The following is a 17,671-nucleotide window of genomic DNA, read 5'->3' as shown; positions in this document are numbered from 1 at the left end:
GCCCAGTGAAGATCTACGATGTTGACCATTGGTTGTATCATCTCATACAATGACGTTCAGCGCGAGTGAAATGATCGTTACTGTTTGTTTCAAGTTCGGTCGGTGGAAAGTTCGTGCGGAAAGCAGCGTCATCAGACGTTGGCTTGCCCGACTTCTGCGCAATCGCGAAAAGTTTAGCGAGATCGCAGGGCGGGTTAGCGGGGTAACCCACCATCAGGAGCTCCACCAGGATATGGCGGATTACCGTTCGCTAACTGCCTTACAAGCTCATTGCTTGAAGCAGTGCTCACGATGCCATCTTAGGAAATGCGGATGTGGACGGTTAGACGCGCGCTGCGGTGCAAGCGCATGACCTGACTTGTTAATTATCGATCGTATGTCTTGCGGATCATTGGTCTGCCGCGAGATCAGTATTTCCAAATTGTCGGCCAAGCTGATCAGGCCGCGATCAAACATCCAATGGGCTGTGCCCGAAAGCGCGATCCCATTGCTGACGATATCGGGCCCGCTCGCTTCCACTGGTCGAATGTGCGCGGCAGCGACTTCCGCCCGCCCTTTTCCATTGATCAGTTTTAGTCCTGTGATGGCGCACCGTTCATCGTAGGCGCGCAAGACGACACGTCGGAAGACGCGATCGCGCAATATCCTAGACATTGTGATGCTAATGCGATCGCGCTGTTGATCATACTTGAAAGGTACTTGCTCCTCGTCAAAGGAAGGCAACGGCATCTCATGGTCAAGCCGAGGCAGTAACGGTGCTTTATCCTCAAAACCGAGTCCAACGATACTACTGAAGTCTTCAGGAGAGATTGGCCGGACTGCCGATTGAGCGCGTCCTGAAATCCGCCCCTCGTCGTTGAGAACGCCTCGCTCTATCGGTCGCCCGGTTGATTCATTGAAGGGAACCGGATTGGCAAAGTCGAGGTAGCTTCCCGGCTCAATCAGCGCGAGGTACATTCCGGGTACGCTGGGGTCAGGGATAACTTGGTGGACCTTTGCAATCGCAAAGTAGCCGCGCGTCTCCGCGACCTTGCGCGGTTCGTAGTAGATTATCCAGTCACCGACGCAGGCTTCTACGCGACGCAAGTATTGGCTGGGAAATTGATATTGTTCCGCTGGACTGTCCTGATAGATCGAGTCTAGACGATGGATGAATACTCCCAGTCCCATAGCTTGATCGGCAAAGCCTTCCCGTCCTGGTCTTCGAGGTTAAGCCTCTGAGAGAGGGTAATTTGTAAGACCGCCCGGCGTCTGCCCCTACTCCCACTCGATTGTTCTGAAGCATCATAACGCATTGATCCATCGAGGCAAATATTTCCGCTGACGACGAAGAACCGTATCCCGGATCCATCAGAGATTCTCGCTCTTGAATTCAAAGGAGAATTTCGGCGATCCGCGATTTGCTCGGTTTCAAAGACTATCGATATCGGTTGGTCTATTTTGCGCGGAGTTCTCCGCAAAAGCGGCGTCTCCAGCCTGCCAAAAAGACCGTCAGCGATCGTGAAATCCGTGGCCGTCAGTAGTGTGTCCCTCGCACCGGTTGCGATACGGCGCAACATTCGCGGATTGAACGATGCCGCTTCAAGCGATCGCAGTTCGGCTTCCGGCCGGATTACGCCAAGCGTCGCGGACGACCTGCCGCGCGTCAGTCGCGCGATATGGACAGCCCCGCGAGAAGCGGAGCGTACGCGGCGAGCCTGCGGGATACGAACTCCGTGAAGAGCCGCACGCGCTTCGTCTTGCGCGTCTCCCCCTGTGTGAGAAGCCAGAGCGTTCCGTACATGTGGAGGTCGGTGCCCGGCACCCTCACCAGTCGGGGGTCGGCGTCTCCGACGAAGCACGGCAGTGTCGTGATCCCGAGCCCTTGCCGTACAGCAACGATCTGCGCCTCGGCGTCGGTGGTCCTGAATGGAACCCCCGTGGTGCGAACCTCACCCTCGCTGGCCCAATCCGGAATTCCATGAATGCTTATGACAACCCACCGGATGGGATCAGGCGCGCCCGCACGCCACGCGGCTAGCCGATCGCGAGACATGTAGACGCCGCCGGACAGCTCCGGTCCCTTCAGACCGTGAAGATTGAGCGGCAGGGTCTTGCGGTCGTAGACGACGCGGATCGCGACGTCGGCCTCTCGGTTGGTCAGATTTGCCAGCTCGCCGGACGACAATATTTCCATCTCGATGTCCGGATGCAGACGTGCGAAATCGGCGAAGTCCGGCATCAGCAGGTGTGTCGCGAGGGGCGGCGCCAGCGTCACCCGCAGCAGCCCGCGCACGCTCTGGTCGCGCCCGAAGACGCGCGTCTCCAGCAGGTGCGACGACGCTTCCATCTGGTCCGCGAACTCGAGGACCTCCTCGCCCGCAGCCGTCAGGCGGTAGCCCGAAGGCAGCTTTTCGAACATGTGGACCCCGAGGCGTTCCTCGAGCTGGGCGATGCGTCGCAGCACGGTCGCGTGGTTCACAGCGAGGCGCTCGGCGGCTGCCCGCACCGAGCCTCCGCGCGCGACGGCAAGAAAGTAGCGAACGTCATCCCAGTCGATCATGGTGCAATCCCGCACCGCACGGTGCGCCTTCCAAAGCCCGCATCTAACACATCGAACAGCAGTACGGGCGGTCATCATAGCCTGTGCCGACAAGCCCGGCCCAATTCCGAACGGCGGACACCGATCGTCGCGGCCGGCGTCAGCCGCCCAGCCGGATCGATTTCGCACCACCGATGTGCGCGCTTCTGCACTCAACGCCTGACGCCGGCAGACCCATGTCGAGGTTCTCGGGGGCAGATGCTGTCCCGACACCACGAAAGGAGAAGTTATGGGAAAGCTTGAGGGTAAGGTTGCAGTCATCACGGGTGGATCGAGCGGCATGGCACTGGCGAGCGCCAAGCGGTTCGTTGAAGAAGGCGCCTATGTTTTCATCACGGGCCGGAGGCAGGAGGCGCTGGACGAGGCCGTCAAGCTGATCGGCCGGAACGTGATCGGCGTGCGCGGCGACGCGGCCAATCTCGACGACCTCGACCGTCTGTTCGACACGGTCAAGCGGGAAAAGGGCAGGATCGACGTCCTGTACGCGAGCGCCGGCATGGGCGAAGGCGTCCCACTGGGCGAGATTACCGAGCAGCACTTCGATGCGACCTTCGACCTGAATGCGCGCGGCACGCTGTTTACGGTTCAGAAGGCGTTGCCGCTGTTCAACGATGGCGGATCGATCTTCATGACCGGGTCAGTTGCTTCGATCAAAGGTTTCCCTGGTTACAGCGTGTATGCGGCGAGCAAGGCGACGTTGCACGCATTCGCACGCGGTTGGCTCAACGAACTGAAGGGCAGGAATATCCGGGTGAACGTGCTGCACCCGGGGCCGATCGCCACACCGATGCAGGACCAAGTTCTCACCGAGGAAGCGAAGCAGATGTTCGAATCCCTGATCCCGCGGGGAAAGATGGGTCGTTCTGAGGAAATTGCGGCGGTCGCGCTGTTTCTTGCTTCAGACGATTCGAGCTTCGTGAATGGGGTGGAATTGTCTGTCGACGGCGGCTTCTCGGCCATCTGAAGGGCCGGGGAATCAATATCAACACGGATCGGAGAAGTATATGAGCTACGCGGTTGTAGGATTCGGTAAGATAGGCCAGGCCCTCGCCCACGCCTTCGCCCGTAAAAACATCGACGTGATTGTCGCGAGCCGCCGGCCGCCTGAGGCGTTGGCGCCGCAGGCTCGCGCGATTGGACCCACGGTCGTCGCCACGTCGCTGCGGGATGCACTCGAGGCCGACACAATCATCTTGGCGGTCCCGTTCGGGGAGCATCGCGAGGTTGCGAAGGCCCTGCCGAGCTGGAAAGGCAAGACGGTCATCGACGCGATGAACGCGTTGCTTCCCCCCGAGGAGCTGGACGGTCTCCCGTCCTCCGCCTTCGTCGCGAAGGCGTTCACCGGCGCCAAGCTCGTGAAAGGTTTCAATCACCTGGTTGCGGCCAGGCTGGCTGCCGATCCGATCGTCGAGGGCGGGCACCGGGTGGTCTTTCTGTCTGGTGACGACGAGGACGCGATCGCTCCCGTGGCGGCCTTGGCCAAACAACTCGGGTTCGCACCCGTCAAGCTGGGAAAGCTCAACGAGGGCGGCGCGCTGGTGCACGCACGCGGCCGCATTTGGGGCCAGCTCATCTTCCAGGATTTGTTCAAGAAGGAACAGTAATCGATCTACCACCGTGTGATCGACGCCGAGAACTGGTCGCGCGCGCTGACTTCTTCGAGCAGCGCGCGACCGAATATTTGAAGGCCACAAAGCCGCGAAGGTTGGGATGGGCCTGACGGCGTATGGGCGTCGTTCGAAGAGCGGGGAGACGCCCGACAGACCGGCAGAGCTGCGGGTCGCCTAGAATCTATCGACTGCTATCGATGGCCTGGGATTCGCTCGAGTGTCCTCTGCGATCCGATACTACTCCACGGTACTCCCCTTCACTCCCACTCTATTATTGTGGATGACGTTTCGTCGTTGATTTGCAAGGACAAATCTTCAAATCTGACAGACTGATGCCGACAGTATACCCGCCGCATTTCTTTGATCTTGAATTCACAGAAAAATTCGAGCCGCTCGCGACGCGGGCGATTTCGGTACCTATCGGAATCGATCGACTAATCAGCGCTGCCTGCGGAGCCATGACTGTCTTCGCGCCCTCGTACAGCTGAGCTTCAAATACCGTCAGAGATCGGGAAAGCGTGGGCCGGTCGTTCGACGCCTCTTGCGCTTGCACGCCGCCGTCCTACCTGCCCGCTTTCCTCCGGCAGATCGCAGTTTTATATAGAGACAACTGAGGAGGCGCACCTACCTCAGACGCCGGGCCTCATTTTCGCCGCCACTGCAGCAATGAGAAGGCTGGATCGGACTCCAGATGATGTTCGAAAACCCCTTCAACCGCTTGTCCGATGACGACGGCCTGCTGGGGGGCGCCCAGGAGATTGCCGACCATGCGTACGCTGCCGGCGTGCGGCAACTCAACAAGCAGAGCGACGTAAGGCCCGTGCTGCTTCAGCGCTGCGTGCGAGGGATGCCACACGCGTTCCCAACTGAAAATGCGACCGGTTGGCTCGACCTCAGTCCACGCAGGATCAAAGGAGTGACAATGATGGCATATCCATTCCGGCCCGAACTGCCAGGTACCGCAGCTGTCACAGCGTTGCACCAATAGTCGGCCTTGGCGTAAGCCCTCCCAGTATGGTGCCGAGAGACCATCCGGCTCACTGACTGGAATGGGCAGCCCGACAGGAAGATGATGCGTGCGTGCAGATCCGCTCATAACGTGGCCTCCGAACCCAGAATGAGGTTGCTGGCCGGCGTCACCATCGGGCCACCGATGACCAACGCCACATCGTTTCGTCGAACCTGGCTCGTCGACATTCCTCGCACCTGACGAACGGCTTCCAGAATCAGCTCAAATCCGTGCATGTAGCATTCAGCGAGGTTGCCGCCGCTGGTGTTGAGCGGAAGTTGCCCGGACGGCGCGATCAGGTTCTCGAATGTCAGGAAGTCGTTGGCCTCCTCCGGCTTGAAGAAGCGGTGCTCCGCCAGCGCCATCACGACGCCGCCCGTGAAATTCTCATAGGCCTGGACCACACCGACATCCGCGGGCCCGACCCCGGCCATGCGATAGAGATCGGCCGCGACGGTGTCGAAGCTCGCGGTGGCGTAGAGCGACGCGTTGTGCGCCGTCGCCGCTGCGCGATGCCCCGAGCCGAAGGCGGCACCGAGCAGATAGGCCGGCTCGCGCTTGAAGTCGTTGGCGCGCTCCGCCGATACCAGCACCAGGGCCGCAGCACCGTCGTTCTCCATGCAGCAATCGTAGAGATGGAAGGGCTCCACGATCCAGCGCGAGGCATCGTATTTCTCGGCGTCGAGCGGCTTGCCGTACATCACGGCGCGCGGGTTGGCCTGGGCATGATGATAGGAGGCAAGTGCAATCGCCCGCAAAGCGTCCTGGCGGACGCCATGATCGTGCATGTAGCGCTGCACCCGCATGGCAAAACGCTGCGGCGGCGCCAGCACACCGTACGGCATCAGGTAGGACCGTTCCCCCGAAACCGTGTGGATGCCGCCCGCCTGTCCGAACCGGCCATATTGGCCCTGCGCCAATGAGCGGAACACCACGACACAATCGGCGAGGCCCGCGACGATCGAGGCCGCCGCGTTGGCGACCGCAGCACAGCAACCGCCGCCGCCTCCGCCCCATTGCATGGTCGCTGAACGCAATCGATGCGTACCCAGCGCCGCGGCCAGCCGCGAGGCCTCGCTGCGATCGTCGCTGTAGGACGAGAACCCGTCGATCTCGCGGGGATCGAGGCCAGCGTCCTCGCAAGCCGCCAGAATGGCTTTCAGCGCGAGCTTGAATTCCGGATCGGGCGAAGCGCCGTGGCGATAATATTCTGTTTCGCCGATCCCGATCACGGCCACACGGCCCCGCAGCGTCCGCTCGTCTCGCCCGCGCGCCGTCACGGCTTGGCCTCCTGTCGCGAGGGCTGGCTGCCGAAAGCCCCACTTGCGGCAAGGCGCGCGATCTCCGCCTCACCGTAGCCGAGCAATTCGCGCAGTACATTCTCGGTGTGCTGCCCGACGGCAGGCGCCGCAACGGGATCGACGATCGGCGTCCGCGAATAGCGGATCGGAAGGTTCACGTTCGGCACCCAACCCAGCGTCTCGTGCCGGATCCTCGTGACGATCCCGCGCTCCCTTGCCTCCGGGGAGCGGATCGCCTCGCCGACGGTGCGCACCTGACCGCAGGGCACCCCGGCCGCCCGCATCCGCGACTGCCAGTGCAACCAGGGTTGCCGGGCAAAGGCATCGCCGAGGATCGCAAACAGCTCCTCGCGCCGACGGATTCGATCGGGGCCGGTTGCATAGATCTCGGCCGCGGCGAGATCCTCGCGCTCGAGAACCTGCGCCATCAGCCGCTGAAAGATCTTGTCGTTACCGCAATTGATATAGAAGGCGCAATCGCTGGCCTGAAACACGCCCGACGGGCACGTATCCGGACTGGTGTTGCCGCTTCGCTTCGGATCAGCATTGTTGAAAAGCGACTGCATGGTGGCGTAGCCGGTCATCAGGACGGCATTCTCGAACAACGACACCTCGATGGCCTGGCCCTGCCCGCTCCGCTCGCGCGCGAACAACGCGCCAAGGATCGCATTGCTGGCCATCATTGCGGTGCTGATGTCCATCACCGGCGACAATGCCCGCACGCCCTCGCGGTCGGCATAGCCGTTCATCGACACGAAGCCGCTCTCGACCTGCGCGATCGGATCGAAGCCGAGCCGGTCCGGAAACGCCCCGTCGCGGCCATAGGCCGACACCGAGCAATAGATGATCTCGGGCTTGATCTTGCGGCAGCTCTCATAGTCGAGCCCCAGCCGCGCCATCACATCAGCCGAAAAATTCTCGACAATGACATCCGCCGTCGCGATCAGCTCGCGCGCGACCTTCAGGCCCTCAGGCGACTTGAGATCGAGGGTAACGCTGCGCTTGTTGCGGTTGGTCCAGAGGAACGGCGCACCGTGCCTGAGGTCGGGATGCACCGGGGGATAGCGGCGCAAATCGTCACCGCGGCCCGGCGCTTCGACCTTGATCACCTCGGCGCCCATGTCGGCGAGGATCATGGTCGCAAACGGTCCCGCGATGAAATGCGAGAAATCGATCACCCGAACTCCCTCGAGCGCCCTTGGCGCATCGACAGGGCGCGGCGTGTACTCGGGGAAGTCGGCTTCTAGCTGATCCAGCATCGGGAGGTCCGTCAGTTTGAGAAGTGTTGATCCGAAGTCGCTTCCGTCGTCGTCAATTGCTCTTCGGCGGCTCCACGAGCGAGCATCCGCCCTGGTCGAGTGGCCGAAACGCCTCCGGCCCTGTGAGCACGCCGACCTGCTCCAGCAGGTCCCACTTGCTCTTCGACGCATTCGGGCTCTTCACTTTGAAGATGTACATGTTGTGAATCGCGCGGCCGTCCGCGCGCACCACGACCGGCCCGAACAAGGCGTCGTCGATCGGCTTCTCCTCCAACTTCCGGATCACCGCAGGCGCGTCATTGGTTCCTGCCGCCGACGCCGCGTTCAGGTAGGCCAGCACGGAAGAGTAGACGCCGGCGTGAAACGCGGTCGGCGATTGCCCGCGCTGCCGTTCGCTGAACTTTGTCGACCAGGCACGGCTGGCATCGTTGAGGTCCCAGTAAAACGGCTGGGTGATGATCAACCCCTCGCCGACCGCAAGGCCGCTCGACTCGACATCGTTCGTGGTGGTCAGCAGCGCCGCGAAGGTGCGCCCGCTCTGTTTCAGCCCGAACTCGGCGGATTGCTTGATCAGGCTGACCGTGTCGCCGCCTGCGGTCGCGAACGCGATCACGTCGGCGCCCGAGCTATCCGCCTGCAGGATGAACGAGGCATAGTCCGCATTGTTGATCGGCACATTGACCGACCCAAGAACGGTGCCGCCGCCGGCGCCGATCACCGCGGTGCCGTCGCGCACCATCGACTTGCCGAGCGCATTGTCGGTCGCAATGAAGTACCATTTCTTGCCGCCGTGACGCACGAGGTAGGCGCCGATGGTGTGCGAGGCCGCCCAGGTGTCGAACGTCCACTGGATCGTGTTGGGCGAGCAGTATTTCCCGGTCAGGTCGGAGGACGCAGCACTCGACGCAATCAGCGCCGCCTTGGTGCCGCGCACGACTTCGTTGACGGCGAGCCCGACGGCCGAGTTCGGCACGTCGGCAACCGCATCAACCTTCTCCTGATCGATCCAGCGGCGCGCGATTGCGGCGCCGACATCCGCCTTGTTCTGGTGGTCAGCCGAGACGATCTCGACCTTGAAATCCGGATGAAGCCGCATGAAGTCTTCGGCGGCCATTTTGGCCGCCGTCACCGAACCTTCGCCGGCATTGTCCGAGTAAGGGCCCGACGCGTCGTTAAGCACGCCGATCTTGAGGGCGCGCGCAGCCTCCGCCGACGCGGGCGAACTGACGCACACGGCCAGCAGGGCCATTCCGGCAATATGCGAGAGATACTTCATTGTTTCCACCCGTCGTCTGTTGTTGTTCTAGAGATCGAGCACGAGCGTCCGGGACTTGGCGCCCGAACAGCAGATCATGACGCTGTTGTTCGCCGCTTGCTCTTCCTTGCTCAGAAACTGGTCGCGATGGTCGGGTGTGCCCTCGAGCACGCGCGTCTCGCAGGTGCCGCACACTCCCTCGGTGCAGGCGTAGTTCGCGGTGATGCCGGCATCCAGCAACGCATCGAGGATCGTCTTGCCGGGTTCGACCGCAATCGTGCGGTTGCTTCGCGCGAGCTTGACGTCGAAGCCGCCCTCGGTTGAGGGCGCTTGGCGCGCCTGGAAGTATTCGACATGCACGCGATCGGACGGCCGATCGGTCGTCGCCGCCTCGAATGCCGCGAGCAAGGGCACCGGGCCACAACAATAAAGATGCGCGTGGGCCGGTGCGTTTCCGACAATTGCCGGCAGGTCGAACAGACGCCCCGATCGCTCATCGTCGAAATCGAGATGTATCCTGGAATGAAGATCGGATCGGAATGCATCGAGCTCGTCGAGGAACGCGGCACCAGTGCGCGTCCTCGCGGCGTAGAACAGCTCCCAGTCGCGTCCGAGCGCCTCCAGCCGCCGGATCATGGACAATAGCGGCGTGATGCCGATGCCGCCGGCGATCAGGACCGAATGCTCTGCCGCCTCGTGCAGCGCGAAATTGTTGCGCGGCTCCGAGATCGTCACGATGTCCCCGACCTTCATGGAGTCGTGGACAAAGCTGGAGCCGCCCCGGCTTTCGGCATCCTTGTTGACGGCGATCACATAGCGGTGCCGCTCGCGCTCATCGTTGATCAGCGAATAGCTGCGGATCATGCCGTTCGGCAGATGCAGGTCGATATGGCTGCCGGCCGTGAACGGAGCCAGCTCTCCGCCCGTCTCTCCGCCCGGCCTGGCGATCAACTCGTAGGAATTGATCCGCTCGGCCTCGTAGCCGATGCGCTTGACCAGAACTTCCTGCGTTCCGTCAGCCATGGCCGCAACTGCTCCCTCGCCGGCGAGTGACGCGAAGCAACATATGGCCGGATGCGCTCACAGCTCGTACCCGAAATCAGCGCCAAGCTTCGCCCGCATGAACGGCGCACCGACATCGACCCAGGAATCCTCCGGCGGCAGCCGCAGCGACACCGCGCGCACCATGAACACGTCAGGGTCCAGCACACCCTTGGGCTTGATGGCGTGATCGCGGTAGGCGCCGAGCGCTTCCAGAATGAAGCGCCGCGTCATCGCAATGCCGGTATCGCTCGAGCACAGCGTCTCTCTGGTGCGATCGAAGATCGGCGAGACGCCGCTCTGGCAGGCGCCGTCCTGCACCCACAGCCCCGGCAGGCCCGAGAACCAGGTGGTGCGCTGCGCCTCGTAGTCGAATTGAAAGCCGTTCTGCGGATTGTATTTGGTCCAGTAGCCTGCATACGGGACCGTCACCGGGTGCTGAACCAGCGCGTGGCGGCTGGCATGGCCACTCTCGCGGCCCTTGTGGCCTTCGGCGAACACCTGCCGCGTCTTCTCCAGCAGAGGTTCCGACGGATGATAGGAGAACATGATGCAGAGCGTGTTCTCGTCATCGATCGGTACCCAGGCGTGCCCGCTCAGATCCGGGAACGGTGACAGCGGCGGCACCAGCGTATAGAACGGCAGCATGAACTGGTTGACCCGCCAGTACAGGGTGTTGGCATCGTAATTGCGCCGCGCGGCGATGCTCATGCCGAAGTCTTGCTTGATGCATTCGAAGGTCGGCCGCAGGTCGCGCTTCTGGATCCAGGCGCTGGTCGTGCCTTGGGCGTCGAGCCGCCCATGCAGCAGCGGCGCGTGCGCCGAGTCGATCTCGCCTTCGACCGCCTGCAGCCAGTTGCACTCCTGGACTCGCACCGAGATGTGCACCTGCTCGGCCGGCACCAGATTCCATTCGAGGTTCGGCAGCGGCGGAAGCTCGGCCTCGTCGGGACCCATATAGGTCCAAATCATCCCGTTGCGCTCCTTGCAGGGATAGGCCTTGATCCGCACCCGCTCCTTGAGGCGGCTGCGCACCGGCTCCGCGGGCATATCCGTCACCGCGCCGGTGACGTCGAATTTCCAGCCGTGATAGACGCAGCGCAGCCCGCAATCCTCGTTTCGTGCGAAGATCAGCGGCGCACCGCGATGCGGGCAGGCCTGATCGACCAGCCCGACCCGTCCCTCGGTGTCGCGGAAGGCGACCAGATCCTCGCCGAGCAGCCGGATGCGCTTCGGCTGTCCGTTCTTGGCGAGGTCGGCCGACGGCAGGAAGGGAATCCAGTAGAGCCGAAACAGGTCGCCGAGCGGCGTGCCCTTGCCGACCCTCACCAGGCGTTCATTGTCTTCGCGCGAGAGCATGGGTTTGCCTCATTCAATTGCGTGTGGCCGGGCCCGCCGCGCCGCCGAGAAGTGCGGCGACACGGTCAGACAGTCCGAGATCCTGAGCGGTCCACAGTGGATCGGCTGCGGTGAGCGGCTTGCGCGGAATGGGAGGCTGCTTGCCCTCCTCCACGAGGCCGACGATCAATTCGATGCGGCGACGCTCCAGTTCCCGTAGGGCGTCCTCGACGACGGCGGCTTCCGCCGTGCATCCCGGCAGCTCCGGATAGGCAAGGCGAACCCGCCAGTGCCCCGGCTCGGTTTCGACCGCCTCAGCCTCGAGCAAATAGGGAATCGACAGCAGCTCACGCAGGTCCAAGTTCAACCTCCCTGAACGATGTCTTGGCATCGCATTTGATACGTATACGTACTACATTGCCAAATGCGTGACAAGACCGAAAGTAGTTGCATCGTGCCAGGAACAGGCCGGGGTGCGGTTCACCGCAGGGTTGAGGACGTCAGGCCAAGCTGCTAACGGCTAACGCGAATTCGAAAAATCGGAGTCCAACGACGGCATGGCAGCCGACAAGAGTATGAAGACGAACTCGGCGACGGACATTGCCCGCGACTGGCAACTCGAAGGCGGCGTCGGATTTCTGCTGCGGCTGCTGGAGGCCCGCTATGACGGCCTCTATCAGAGCATGACGCGCCAGAGCGACATCACGCCGCGGCAGTTCGGCGTGCTGATGGCGCTGTACCAATTGGGTCCTCTCACCCCCTCGGTGCTGGCGGACCGGATCAGCTGCGATCGCAACACGCTCAGCGAGATGCTGAAGCGGATGGTCGCGCGTCGGCTGGTCTCGAAGAAGAACAATCCGGACGACCGCCGCTCGCTCCAAGTGCAGATCACCGCCAAGGGAGAGGAAGCGCTTCTGGCGGTTATCCCCGTCGCCGCCGAGCTGCAAAACATCATGCTGGCACCCCTGCGCAAGGAAGACCGCGCGCATTTCCTGAAATGCCTGCTCGCGATCGCGAAGGCTCCGCCGCCGGACGCTCCGTCCGATACCTGAGATTTTGGGCTTCCGGCTGCCTAGGCCTGCGCCCTGCCGAACGTGCCCGCAGCGGCGAGCGCCGCGATTGCCTGCGGCGACAATCCGAGGATTCGCGACAGCACATCGTCCCGCTGCGCGCCGATCCCGGGAACGTGACTTCCGATCGAGATGTCGGCCCCGGACATCTGCCATGGCGCATTGACGCCGACGAACTCGCCGGCACCATCCGAGACCGTCCCGAACACGCCACGTTGACGCAAATGGGCATCGGTCAGCGCCGCGCCTGGCGTCCGGTACTCGGCGCAGGGAACGCCGGCGCGATCCAGCGCCGCGATGCATTCAGCGACGGTGTGACGCCCGGTCCATTGCTCGATCACCTGCATCATGGCGGTCCAGTTGGCACCGCGCGCCGGAATGCTTGTGAAGCGCGGGTCATTCACCAGCTCGTCCTGCCCCGTGACCTCACACAGCGCCGCAAAATTGCGCGGCGTGACCGGGGCGATCAGAATATCGCCATCGCGCGTGCGGACCGGCCCATAGGTCGGACGCGGCGAGTGGATCGGGAACTGGGCTTCCTGCAGTTCATAGACCAACAGATTGAGCATGCAGTCCATCAACGCCACATCGACGCGCTGCCCCTTCCCGGTGCTTTCGCGCTGAACCATCGCGGTCTGGATCGCGGAGTAGCCGAAGATGCCGCCGAGGATGTCGGCCACGAAGATCGCTCCTGCCGCGGGACGTTCCCGGTCACCGGCGTAGCGAGCCAGGGACTGATCGAATCCACTTTCGGCGTGCACGATCATCGCATACGCCGCGCGCTCGGCGGCAGGGCCCGACTGGCCATAGCCCGAGATCGAGCAATAGATCAGGCGCGGGTTGATCTCGCGAAGTGCGTCATAGCCGAGGCCGAGCCGCTCCATCACTCCCGGACGGAAATTCTCGACGAGAATGTCCGCTTCCGCGACCATGCGATGCACGAGCTTGATGGCATCGGCGTTCTTCAGGTCCAGCGCCAGGCTACGCTTGCCGGCATTGAGCTGGCCGAAATAGGTGCTGTGGCCTTTGCGCAGCGGCGTCCGCAGCCGCATGTCGTCGCCTTCCGGCGGCTCGATCTTGATGACCTCGGCCCCGACGTCGGCGAGCAGCCGCGCGCAATAGGGTCCCGCCACCATGATGGAAAAATCCAGCACCCGCACCCCGGCGAGCGGCGCCCTGTCGCCATCCTTCTGCATCCGATCTCTCCTATCTCGGCAGCCCGAGCGCGCGTTGCGCGATCAGGCTGCGCTGAATCTCGTTGGTCCCAATGCTGATGACCCACATCAGCGAATGCCGCTGGTTCTGCTCGAAGCGGCCGTTGTCGATCGCGCCCGGCATCTGCTCGGACAGCGCGGCGCGCATGCCGAGAATGTCGAGCGCGGCCTCACCGAACCGCTCCATCAGCTCTCCGGAGAACACCTTGCTGATCGCGCCGTATTCCGGCGGCGTCACGCCATCGGCCGCCAGCTCAGCACAATGCATCATCAACTGACGGCCGATCTCGATCTCGGACGCCAACGTCGCCATCCTGTCGCGGACGATCGGATCCTCCGCCAGGCACAGATCGCCTTCCCTGTCCATCACATGCGCACGTAGTTGCTCGAAGGCGTGCGCGACCTTCAGGACGATACCGCCACCGACCAGCCCTCGCTCGAAGGCCAGCGCGCCGGTCAGCACCTTCCAGCCGCCATTGACCTCGCCAACCAGGTTTTCGGCGGGAATGCGCACATTGTCGTAGAAGATGTTGGCAAAGGTGCCGTCATACATGGTCACGGACGGACGGATCGTGATGCCTGGCGCATCCATCGGCACGATGAACATGCTGATGCCGGCGTGCGGCGGCCTCGCGTCCTTGTCGGTCCGCGCAGCGAGGAACATGTATTTGCCCCACCAGGTGGTGGTCCAGATCTTCTGGCCGTTGATCACCCAGTGCTCGCCGTCTCTGATCGCACTCGTGCGCAGCGCCGCGAGGTCCGAGCCCGCCTGCGGCTCGCTGTAACCCATGCCGTGCATGGCTTCGCCGCGCAGGATTTCCGGAAGGTATTTTTGCTGCTGCTCTGGCGTGCCGAACATCATCAGCGCGTTGGCCTGGATCGCCGCACCGATCCGTGGTGCCTCGCCCCGCTCCATCGTCTCCATGAAGGCGATCTGCTCCAGCGGAGAGCGAGCCTGGCCGCCGAACTGCTCCGGCCATCCGAGCCCAATCCACCCGGTCTCGCCGATATTTCGGGCGAAGTTCGCATCGAACTCGCGCTCGGCGAACGGCCTCTGGTCGAATGCCTGCTTCGAATCTCCGGCCCAGTTTTGGTCGAGCCAGCGCCGGACCTGCTCGCGAAACGCATTTCCGGCGGACCCGAGGTCGTATTGCGGCAGCCCGGCGCCGCCCGCATCCAATAGCCGACCGGCAAGTCTGCGCTTTGCATCCGAGGCGCCGCCGAGCGCGATGGCATCGAGGTGCACGCGCTTGAAATGGATCGGCGCCTCGTGCTCCTCGGCATAGCCGATCGCACCGAATGTATGCTGGGTCTCCAGCGAGACCTGCCGCAGCGCGTTGCCGGAGAACGCCGACGCGCAATCGGCGAAGTAGCGCCAGTCGTCGTCGCCGCCATCATGCAGTCTGGCGGTATGCTCGAGGATCAGCCTGACGCCTTCGAGCGCGATCAGGCAGTTTGTCAGCTTGTGCTGGATGGCCTGGAACTTGCCGATCGGTTGTCCGAACTGGTGCCGTTCCCTAGCGTAGTCCACGGCCAGCTCAAATGCACGCTGCGCCGCGCCGTAGGCGCGCGCAGTCAACGCCGCCTTGCCCCTGATGCGGAGATGGTCCAGATCGTCCGTCCGGACGGAAATGCACGTGAGCGGCGCTGCGTTCAGCCTGACCTCGTGGAGCCCCCACGCCCCCATCGCGCGGGTCGCGACGCATTCGACACCGGGACCGCCAAGATCGATCAGCGCAAGATGGACTTGATCGAGCACGACCAGAAGATGCGTGGCGCCTCCCGCGGCCTCGACAAAGCGGAGCACACCCGTTGCCTTGAGGTCGGTGACCTCGATCAAGCCCGCCCCAGAATCGCGATCCAGCGCCCCGAACGAGAAAGCGACGATCGCCTTTCCGGAATGCAGCCGCTCCAGCAGATCCACCACGACGTCGACCTGCGATCCGGAGATCGCAAGATTGGCGAGCGCCGCAGACCACATCGGCGCCGGACATCCGGCCCGGCCAAGCTCCGCCATGACGACGAAAATCTCGGCGAGCCCGCCTTCGCCCTCCACACCGAGCGCGGCGACGCCCTGCCCGACCAGCTTGCGCCAGATCGCCGACACCTCGTCGGGCGACGACGACGCCGTTGCGCCGCGCGGACGCCAATGCTCGTCGAGGAAGCCGCGCAAGGAATCGCGCAGCATCCCTGCGACATCGTCATTCGACGCTTCGGTCGCGGCCATGGCTAAGACTCGAGCTACGCCTGGCCGAACCTGGGTTTGCGCTTCTCCTTGAACGACATCGTCGCTTCCTTGTGGTCGGCGGTCTCGAATGTCACCTGCTCCAGCGCCATCGAAGCCTCCAGCAGCATGTTCACGCGCTCCTTGACGATCTGGTTGATCGACAGCTTGGTCCAGCGAATGGCCCAGGTCGGACCGTTGGCGAGCTCGACCGCAATCTCGCGGGCCTTGGCCAGCACTTCCGTGCGCGACGCGACATGGTTGACCAGCCCGATCCGCTCCGCCTCCTTGCCCTTCAGCAGCGTGCCGCGGATCAGGAATTCCTTGGCCTTGTTGATGCCGACCAGCAGCGGCCAGATCACGGTGCCGCCGTCGCCCGCGACCAGGCCGACGCGCGAGACGTGGGTGTCGCCGATCCGCGCATCTTCGGCCATCACGGTGATGTCGCAGAGCAGCGCATGGGTCGCCGCAAGGCCGATGGCGTCGCCGTTGATCGCCGCAATGATCGGCTTGTCGAGCTCGAGCTGGCGGGTAACGCCGCGCCGGCTGATCATGGGATCGTGCACCTCTCCCTCTTCGAGCACGTCGCCGCCCGGTCGCTCGGACATCGCCTTCACGTCACCGCCGACGCTGAAGAAGTCGCCGGCGCCGGTCAGCACCACGGCATTGACGGCGTGATCGTCGGCGAGGTCATCCCAGATCGTCCGCAGCTCGCGGATCAGCTTCTGATTGATGGCATTGCGCGCCTGCGGGCGATTCAAGGTCACGGTCGCGACCTTGTCCGCGACCTCGACCGTCAGGCATTCATACTTGGCGTAATTGGACACGTTTGCCTCCATTGTTATTGCTGCTTGAGTGTTGATTTATTCGCCGGCGCTGCGCTCTACCGACGCAGCCCGGGCTGCACGTCGGCCAATGCGACGTGAAGCGACATTGCTCCCGGATCCTGCTCCAGCATGCGCTGCACGGATTCCAGATGCGAGCGCAGCAGCCGGCTTGCCAGCGCCACATCTCGCTCGTTCAGCGCCGCCAGGAACTGCCGCCGCTTCTCCGCAAGCCGCGCCATCGCGACCCCGCTGGAAGCGACCTTGGCGTAAACGAAGCGCATGTGGATCTCGGTGACCGAGTCCACGATCATCGCGATCACCTTGTTGCCGGTCGATGCCGCGAGCAGCTTGTAGAACTCGCGCGAGCATTCGACCCGATCGAGCAGCCTGCCTTCCTTCGTGGCAAGCTCCGTTCGCTCGATATTGGCTTCCAGCGCATCGAGGTCGGCCCGACGTGCATTTGCGCACGCCAGCTGCACCACAAGGTCGAGGACGTGGACCCGCGCCTCCGACAATTCCCGTACGGATATCGTCCCGAGGCTCAGCATGTCGCGCATGACCTCGTTCATGCGCCGGGTGTCGCCCTGCTGGATGAAGGCGCCGCCCTTGACGCCCTTCTGCAGCCGCAGCACGCCGGCCATCTCCAGGCTGCGCAGCGCTTCCCGCAGCACGTTCCGGCTGACGCCGAGTTGCTGGGCGAGCTCGCGCTCGGCCGGCAGCTTGTCGCCGGGTTTCAGCACGCCGAGCGCCAGCTGCTCGCGAATGCGCTCGCAGATCTCCTCGAACGTCCGCCTGGTGTGGATCGGCTTGAATGTGGGCGCGGCCGCGGAGCCGGCCGCACGGAGATCGGCGGCCCGTTCCCTGCGGTTCGGCGAGGCGGTGCGGGAGCGCTGCGGCGCGCGAGGGCTTGACTTGGTGCTCATGCGGTGAATTATTAAATGG

16 protein-coding genes are annotated in these 17,671 nt (G+C 63.3%); 3 read left to right on the top strand and 13 right to left on the bottom strand.

Annotated elements, in window-relative coordinates; all coding sequences use genetic code 11:
* Nucleotides 1-267: 267 nt before the first annotated feature.
* Together ABIB78_RS04900 and ABIB78_RS04895 are read right to left on the bottom strand one after the other, a co-directional pair.
* Nucleotides 268-1,170: an HNH endonuclease gene (locus tag ABIB78_RS04900; protein ID WP_429022118.1), complete on the bottom strand. Its 903-nt coding sequence runs from the start codon at nt 1,168-1,170 to the stop codon at nt 268-270.
* A 475-nt stretch (nt 1,171-1,645) separates the two neighbouring features.
* A complete protein-coding gene (locus ABIB78_RS04895; protein ID WP_429022115.1) occupies nt 1,646-2,542 on the bottom strand; it encodes a LysR family transcriptional regulator in 897 nt (298 codons plus the stop codon).
* A gap of 268 nt (nt 2,543-2,810) precedes the next feature.
* Between ABIB78_RS04895 and ABIB78_RS04890 the strand changes: the two genes are divergently transcribed.
* Entirely contained in the window at nt 2,811-3,545 is a 735-nt protein-coding gene (locus ABIB78_RS04890) for an SDR family NAD(P)-dependent oxidoreductase (protein ID WP_429022113.1), read from the top strand.
* Between the two features lie 40 nt (nt 3,546-3,585).
* On the top strand, nt 3,586-4,185 hold the full coding sequence (locus ABIB78_RS04885) for an NADPH-dependent F420 reductase (protein ID WP_429022110.1): 600 nt from the start codon (nt 3,586-3,588) through the stop codon (nt 4,183-4,185).
* Between the two features lie 649 nt (nt 4,186-4,834).
* Here the strand turns inward: ABIB78_RS04885 and ABIB78_RS04880 are convergent.
* Genes ABIB78_RS04880 through ABIB78_RS04850 form a run of 7 tightly spaced genes read right to left on the bottom strand, consistent with a single transcriptional unit; the run spans nt 4,835 to nt 11,755 of the window.
* Nucleotides 4,835-5,287, bottom strand: a complete 453-nt coding sequence (locus ABIB78_RS04880; protein ID WP_429022107.1) for a Zn-ribbon domain-containing OB-fold protein — start codon at nt 5,285-5,287, stop codon at nt 4,835-4,837.
* Nucleotides 5,284-6,480, bottom strand: coding sequence for a thiolase C-terminal domain-containing protein (locus tag ABIB78_RS04875; RefSeq protein WP_429022104.1), 1,197 nt, complete (start codon nt 6,478-6,480; stop codon nt 5,284-5,286). The genes ABIB78_RS04880 and ABIB78_RS04875 overlap by 4 nt, the downstream gene beginning before the upstream one ends.
* Nucleotides 6,477-7,760 carry a CaiB/BaiF CoA transferase family protein gene (locus ABIB78_RS04870; RefSeq protein WP_429022101.1) on the bottom strand — a complete coding sequence of 428 codons (1,284 nt, stop codon included), beginning with the start codon at nt 7,758-7,760 and terminating at the stop codon, nt 6,477-6,479. The genes ABIB78_RS04875 and ABIB78_RS04870 overlap by 4 nt, the downstream gene beginning before the upstream one ends.
* 52 nt (nt 7,761-7,812) lie before the next feature.
* On the bottom strand, nt 7,813-9,036 hold the full coding sequence (locus ABIB78_RS04865) for an ABC transporter substrate-binding protein (protein WP_429022098.1): 1,224 nt from the start codon (nt 9,034-9,036) through the stop codon (nt 7,813-7,815).
* Between the two features lie 27 nt (nt 9,037-9,063).
* Nucleotides 9,064-10,038 (bottom strand): PDR/VanB family oxidoreductase, encoded by a 975-nt coding sequence (locus ABIB78_RS04860; RefSeq protein WP_429022095.1) that lies wholly within the window; start codon nt 10,036-10,038, stop codon nt 9,064-9,066.
* Nucleotides 10,039-10,095: 57 nt separating this feature from the next.
* Entirely contained in the window at nt 10,096-11,415 is a 1,320-nt protein-coding gene (locus ABIB78_RS04855) for a Rieske 2Fe-2S domain-containing protein (protein WP_429022092.1), read from the bottom strand.
* A gap of 13 nt (nt 11,416-11,428) precedes the next feature.
* Complete coding sequence (locus ABIB78_RS04850) at nt 11,429-11,755, bottom strand: hypothetical protein (RefSeq protein ID WP_429022089.1); 327 nt, start codon at nt 11,753-11,755, stop codon at nt 11,429-11,431.
* A gap of 214 nt (nt 11,756-11,969) precedes the next feature.
* Between ABIB78_RS04850 and ABIB78_RS04845 the strand changes: the two genes are divergently transcribed.
* A complete protein-coding gene (locus ABIB78_RS04845) occupies nt 11,970-12,446 on the top strand; it encodes a MarR family winged helix-turn-helix transcriptional regulator (protein WP_429022086.1) in 477 nt (158 codons plus the stop codon).
* Nucleotides 12,447-12,466: 20 nt separating this feature from the next.
* On the opposite strand, the gene ABIB78_RS04840 is transcribed toward ABIB78_RS04845, so the two are convergent.
* Genes ABIB78_RS04840 through ABIB78_RS04825 form a run of 4 tightly spaced genes read right to left on the bottom strand, consistent with a single transcriptional unit; the run spans nt 12,467 to nt 17,652 of the window.
* The gene (locus ABIB78_RS04840; protein WP_429022083.1) at nt 12,467-13,660 is read right to left on the bottom strand and encodes a CaiB/BaiF CoA transferase family protein; all 1,194 of its coding nucleotides are present in this window, start codon (nt 13,658-13,660) and stop codon (nt 12,467-12,469) included.
* 10 nt (nt 13,661-13,670) lie between these two features.
* Nucleotides 13,671-15,905, bottom strand: coding sequence for an acyl-CoA dehydrogenase (locus ABIB78_RS04835; RefSeq protein ID WP_429022080.1), 2,235 nt, complete (start codon nt 15,903-15,905; stop codon nt 13,671-13,673).
* 14 nt (nt 15,906-15,919) lie between these two features.
* Entirely contained in the window at nt 15,920-16,729 is an 810-nt protein-coding gene (locus ABIB78_RS04830) for an enoyl-CoA hydratase/isomerase family protein (RefSeq protein WP_429022077.1), read from the bottom strand.
* 56 nt (nt 16,730-16,785) lie between these two features.
* On the bottom strand, nt 16,786-17,652 hold the full coding sequence (locus ABIB78_RS04825) for a FadR/GntR family transcriptional regulator (RefSeq protein WP_429022074.1): 867 nt from the start codon (nt 17,650-17,652) through the stop codon (nt 16,786-16,788).
* Between the last annotated feature and the right edge of the window lie 19 nt (nt 17,653-17,671).

Origin of the sequence: Bradyrhizobium sp. I1.14.4 (assembly GCF_050435825.1) — a bacterium.
Classification (GTDB): domain Bacteria; phylum Pseudomonadota; class Alphaproteobacteria; order Rhizobiales; family Xanthobacteraceae; genus Bradyrhizobium.
Note: the sequence above shows the minus strand (reverse complement) of the source record. Positions and strands in the feature narration are given on the sequence as shown.

Coding starts and splice junctions, on each gene's coding strand:
- ABIB78_RS04855 (WP_429022092.1), bottom strand. CDS start 11,415: ATGCTCTCGCGCGAAGACAATGAACGCCTGGTGAGGGTCGGCAAGGGC.
- ABIB78_RS04860 (WP_429022095.1), bottom strand. CDS start 10,038: ATGGCTGACGGAACGCAGGAAGTTCTGGTCAAGCGCATCGGCTACGAG.
- ABIB78_RS04835 (WP_429022080.1), bottom strand. CDS start 15,905: ATGGCCGCGACCGAAGCGTCGAATGACGATGTCGCAGGGATGCTGCGC.
- ABIB78_RS04880 (WP_429022107.1), bottom strand. CDS start 5,287: ATGAGCGGATCTGCACGCACGCATCATCTTCCTGTCGGGCTGCCCATT.
- ABIB78_RS04845 (WP_429022086.1), top strand. CDS start 11,970: ATGAAGACGAACTCGGCGACGGACATTGCCCGCGACTGGCAACTCGAA.
- ABIB78_RS04840 (WP_429022083.1), bottom strand. CDS start 13,660: ATGCAGAAGGATGGCGACAGGGCGCCGCTCGCCGGGGTGCGGGTGCTG.
- ABIB78_RS04900 (WP_429022118.1), bottom strand. CDS start 1,170: ATGGGACTGGGAGTATTCATCCATCGTCTAGACTCGATCTATCAGGAC.
- ABIB78_RS04885 (WP_429022110.1), top strand. CDS start 3,586: ATGAGCTACGCGGTTGTAGGATTCGGTAAGATAGGCCAGGCCCTCGCC.
- ABIB78_RS04890 (WP_429022113.1), top strand. CDS start 2,811: ATGGGAAAGCTTGAGGGTAAGGTTGCAGTCATCACGGGTGGATCGAGC.
- ABIB78_RS04865 (WP_429022098.1), bottom strand. CDS start 9,036: ATGAAGTATCTCTCGCATATTGCCGGAATGGCCCTGCTGGCCGTGTGC.
- ABIB78_RS04870 (WP_429022101.1), bottom strand. CDS start 7,760: ATGCTGGATCAGCTAGAAGCCGACTTCCCCGAGTACACGCCGCGCCCT.
- ABIB78_RS04825 (WP_429022074.1), bottom strand. CDS start 17,652: ATGAGCACCAAGTCAAGCCCTCGCGCGCCGCAGCGCTCCCGCACCGCC.
- ABIB78_RS04895 (WP_429022115.1), bottom strand. CDS start 2,542: ATGATCGACTGGGATGACGTTCGCTACTTTCTTGCCGTCGCGCGCGGA.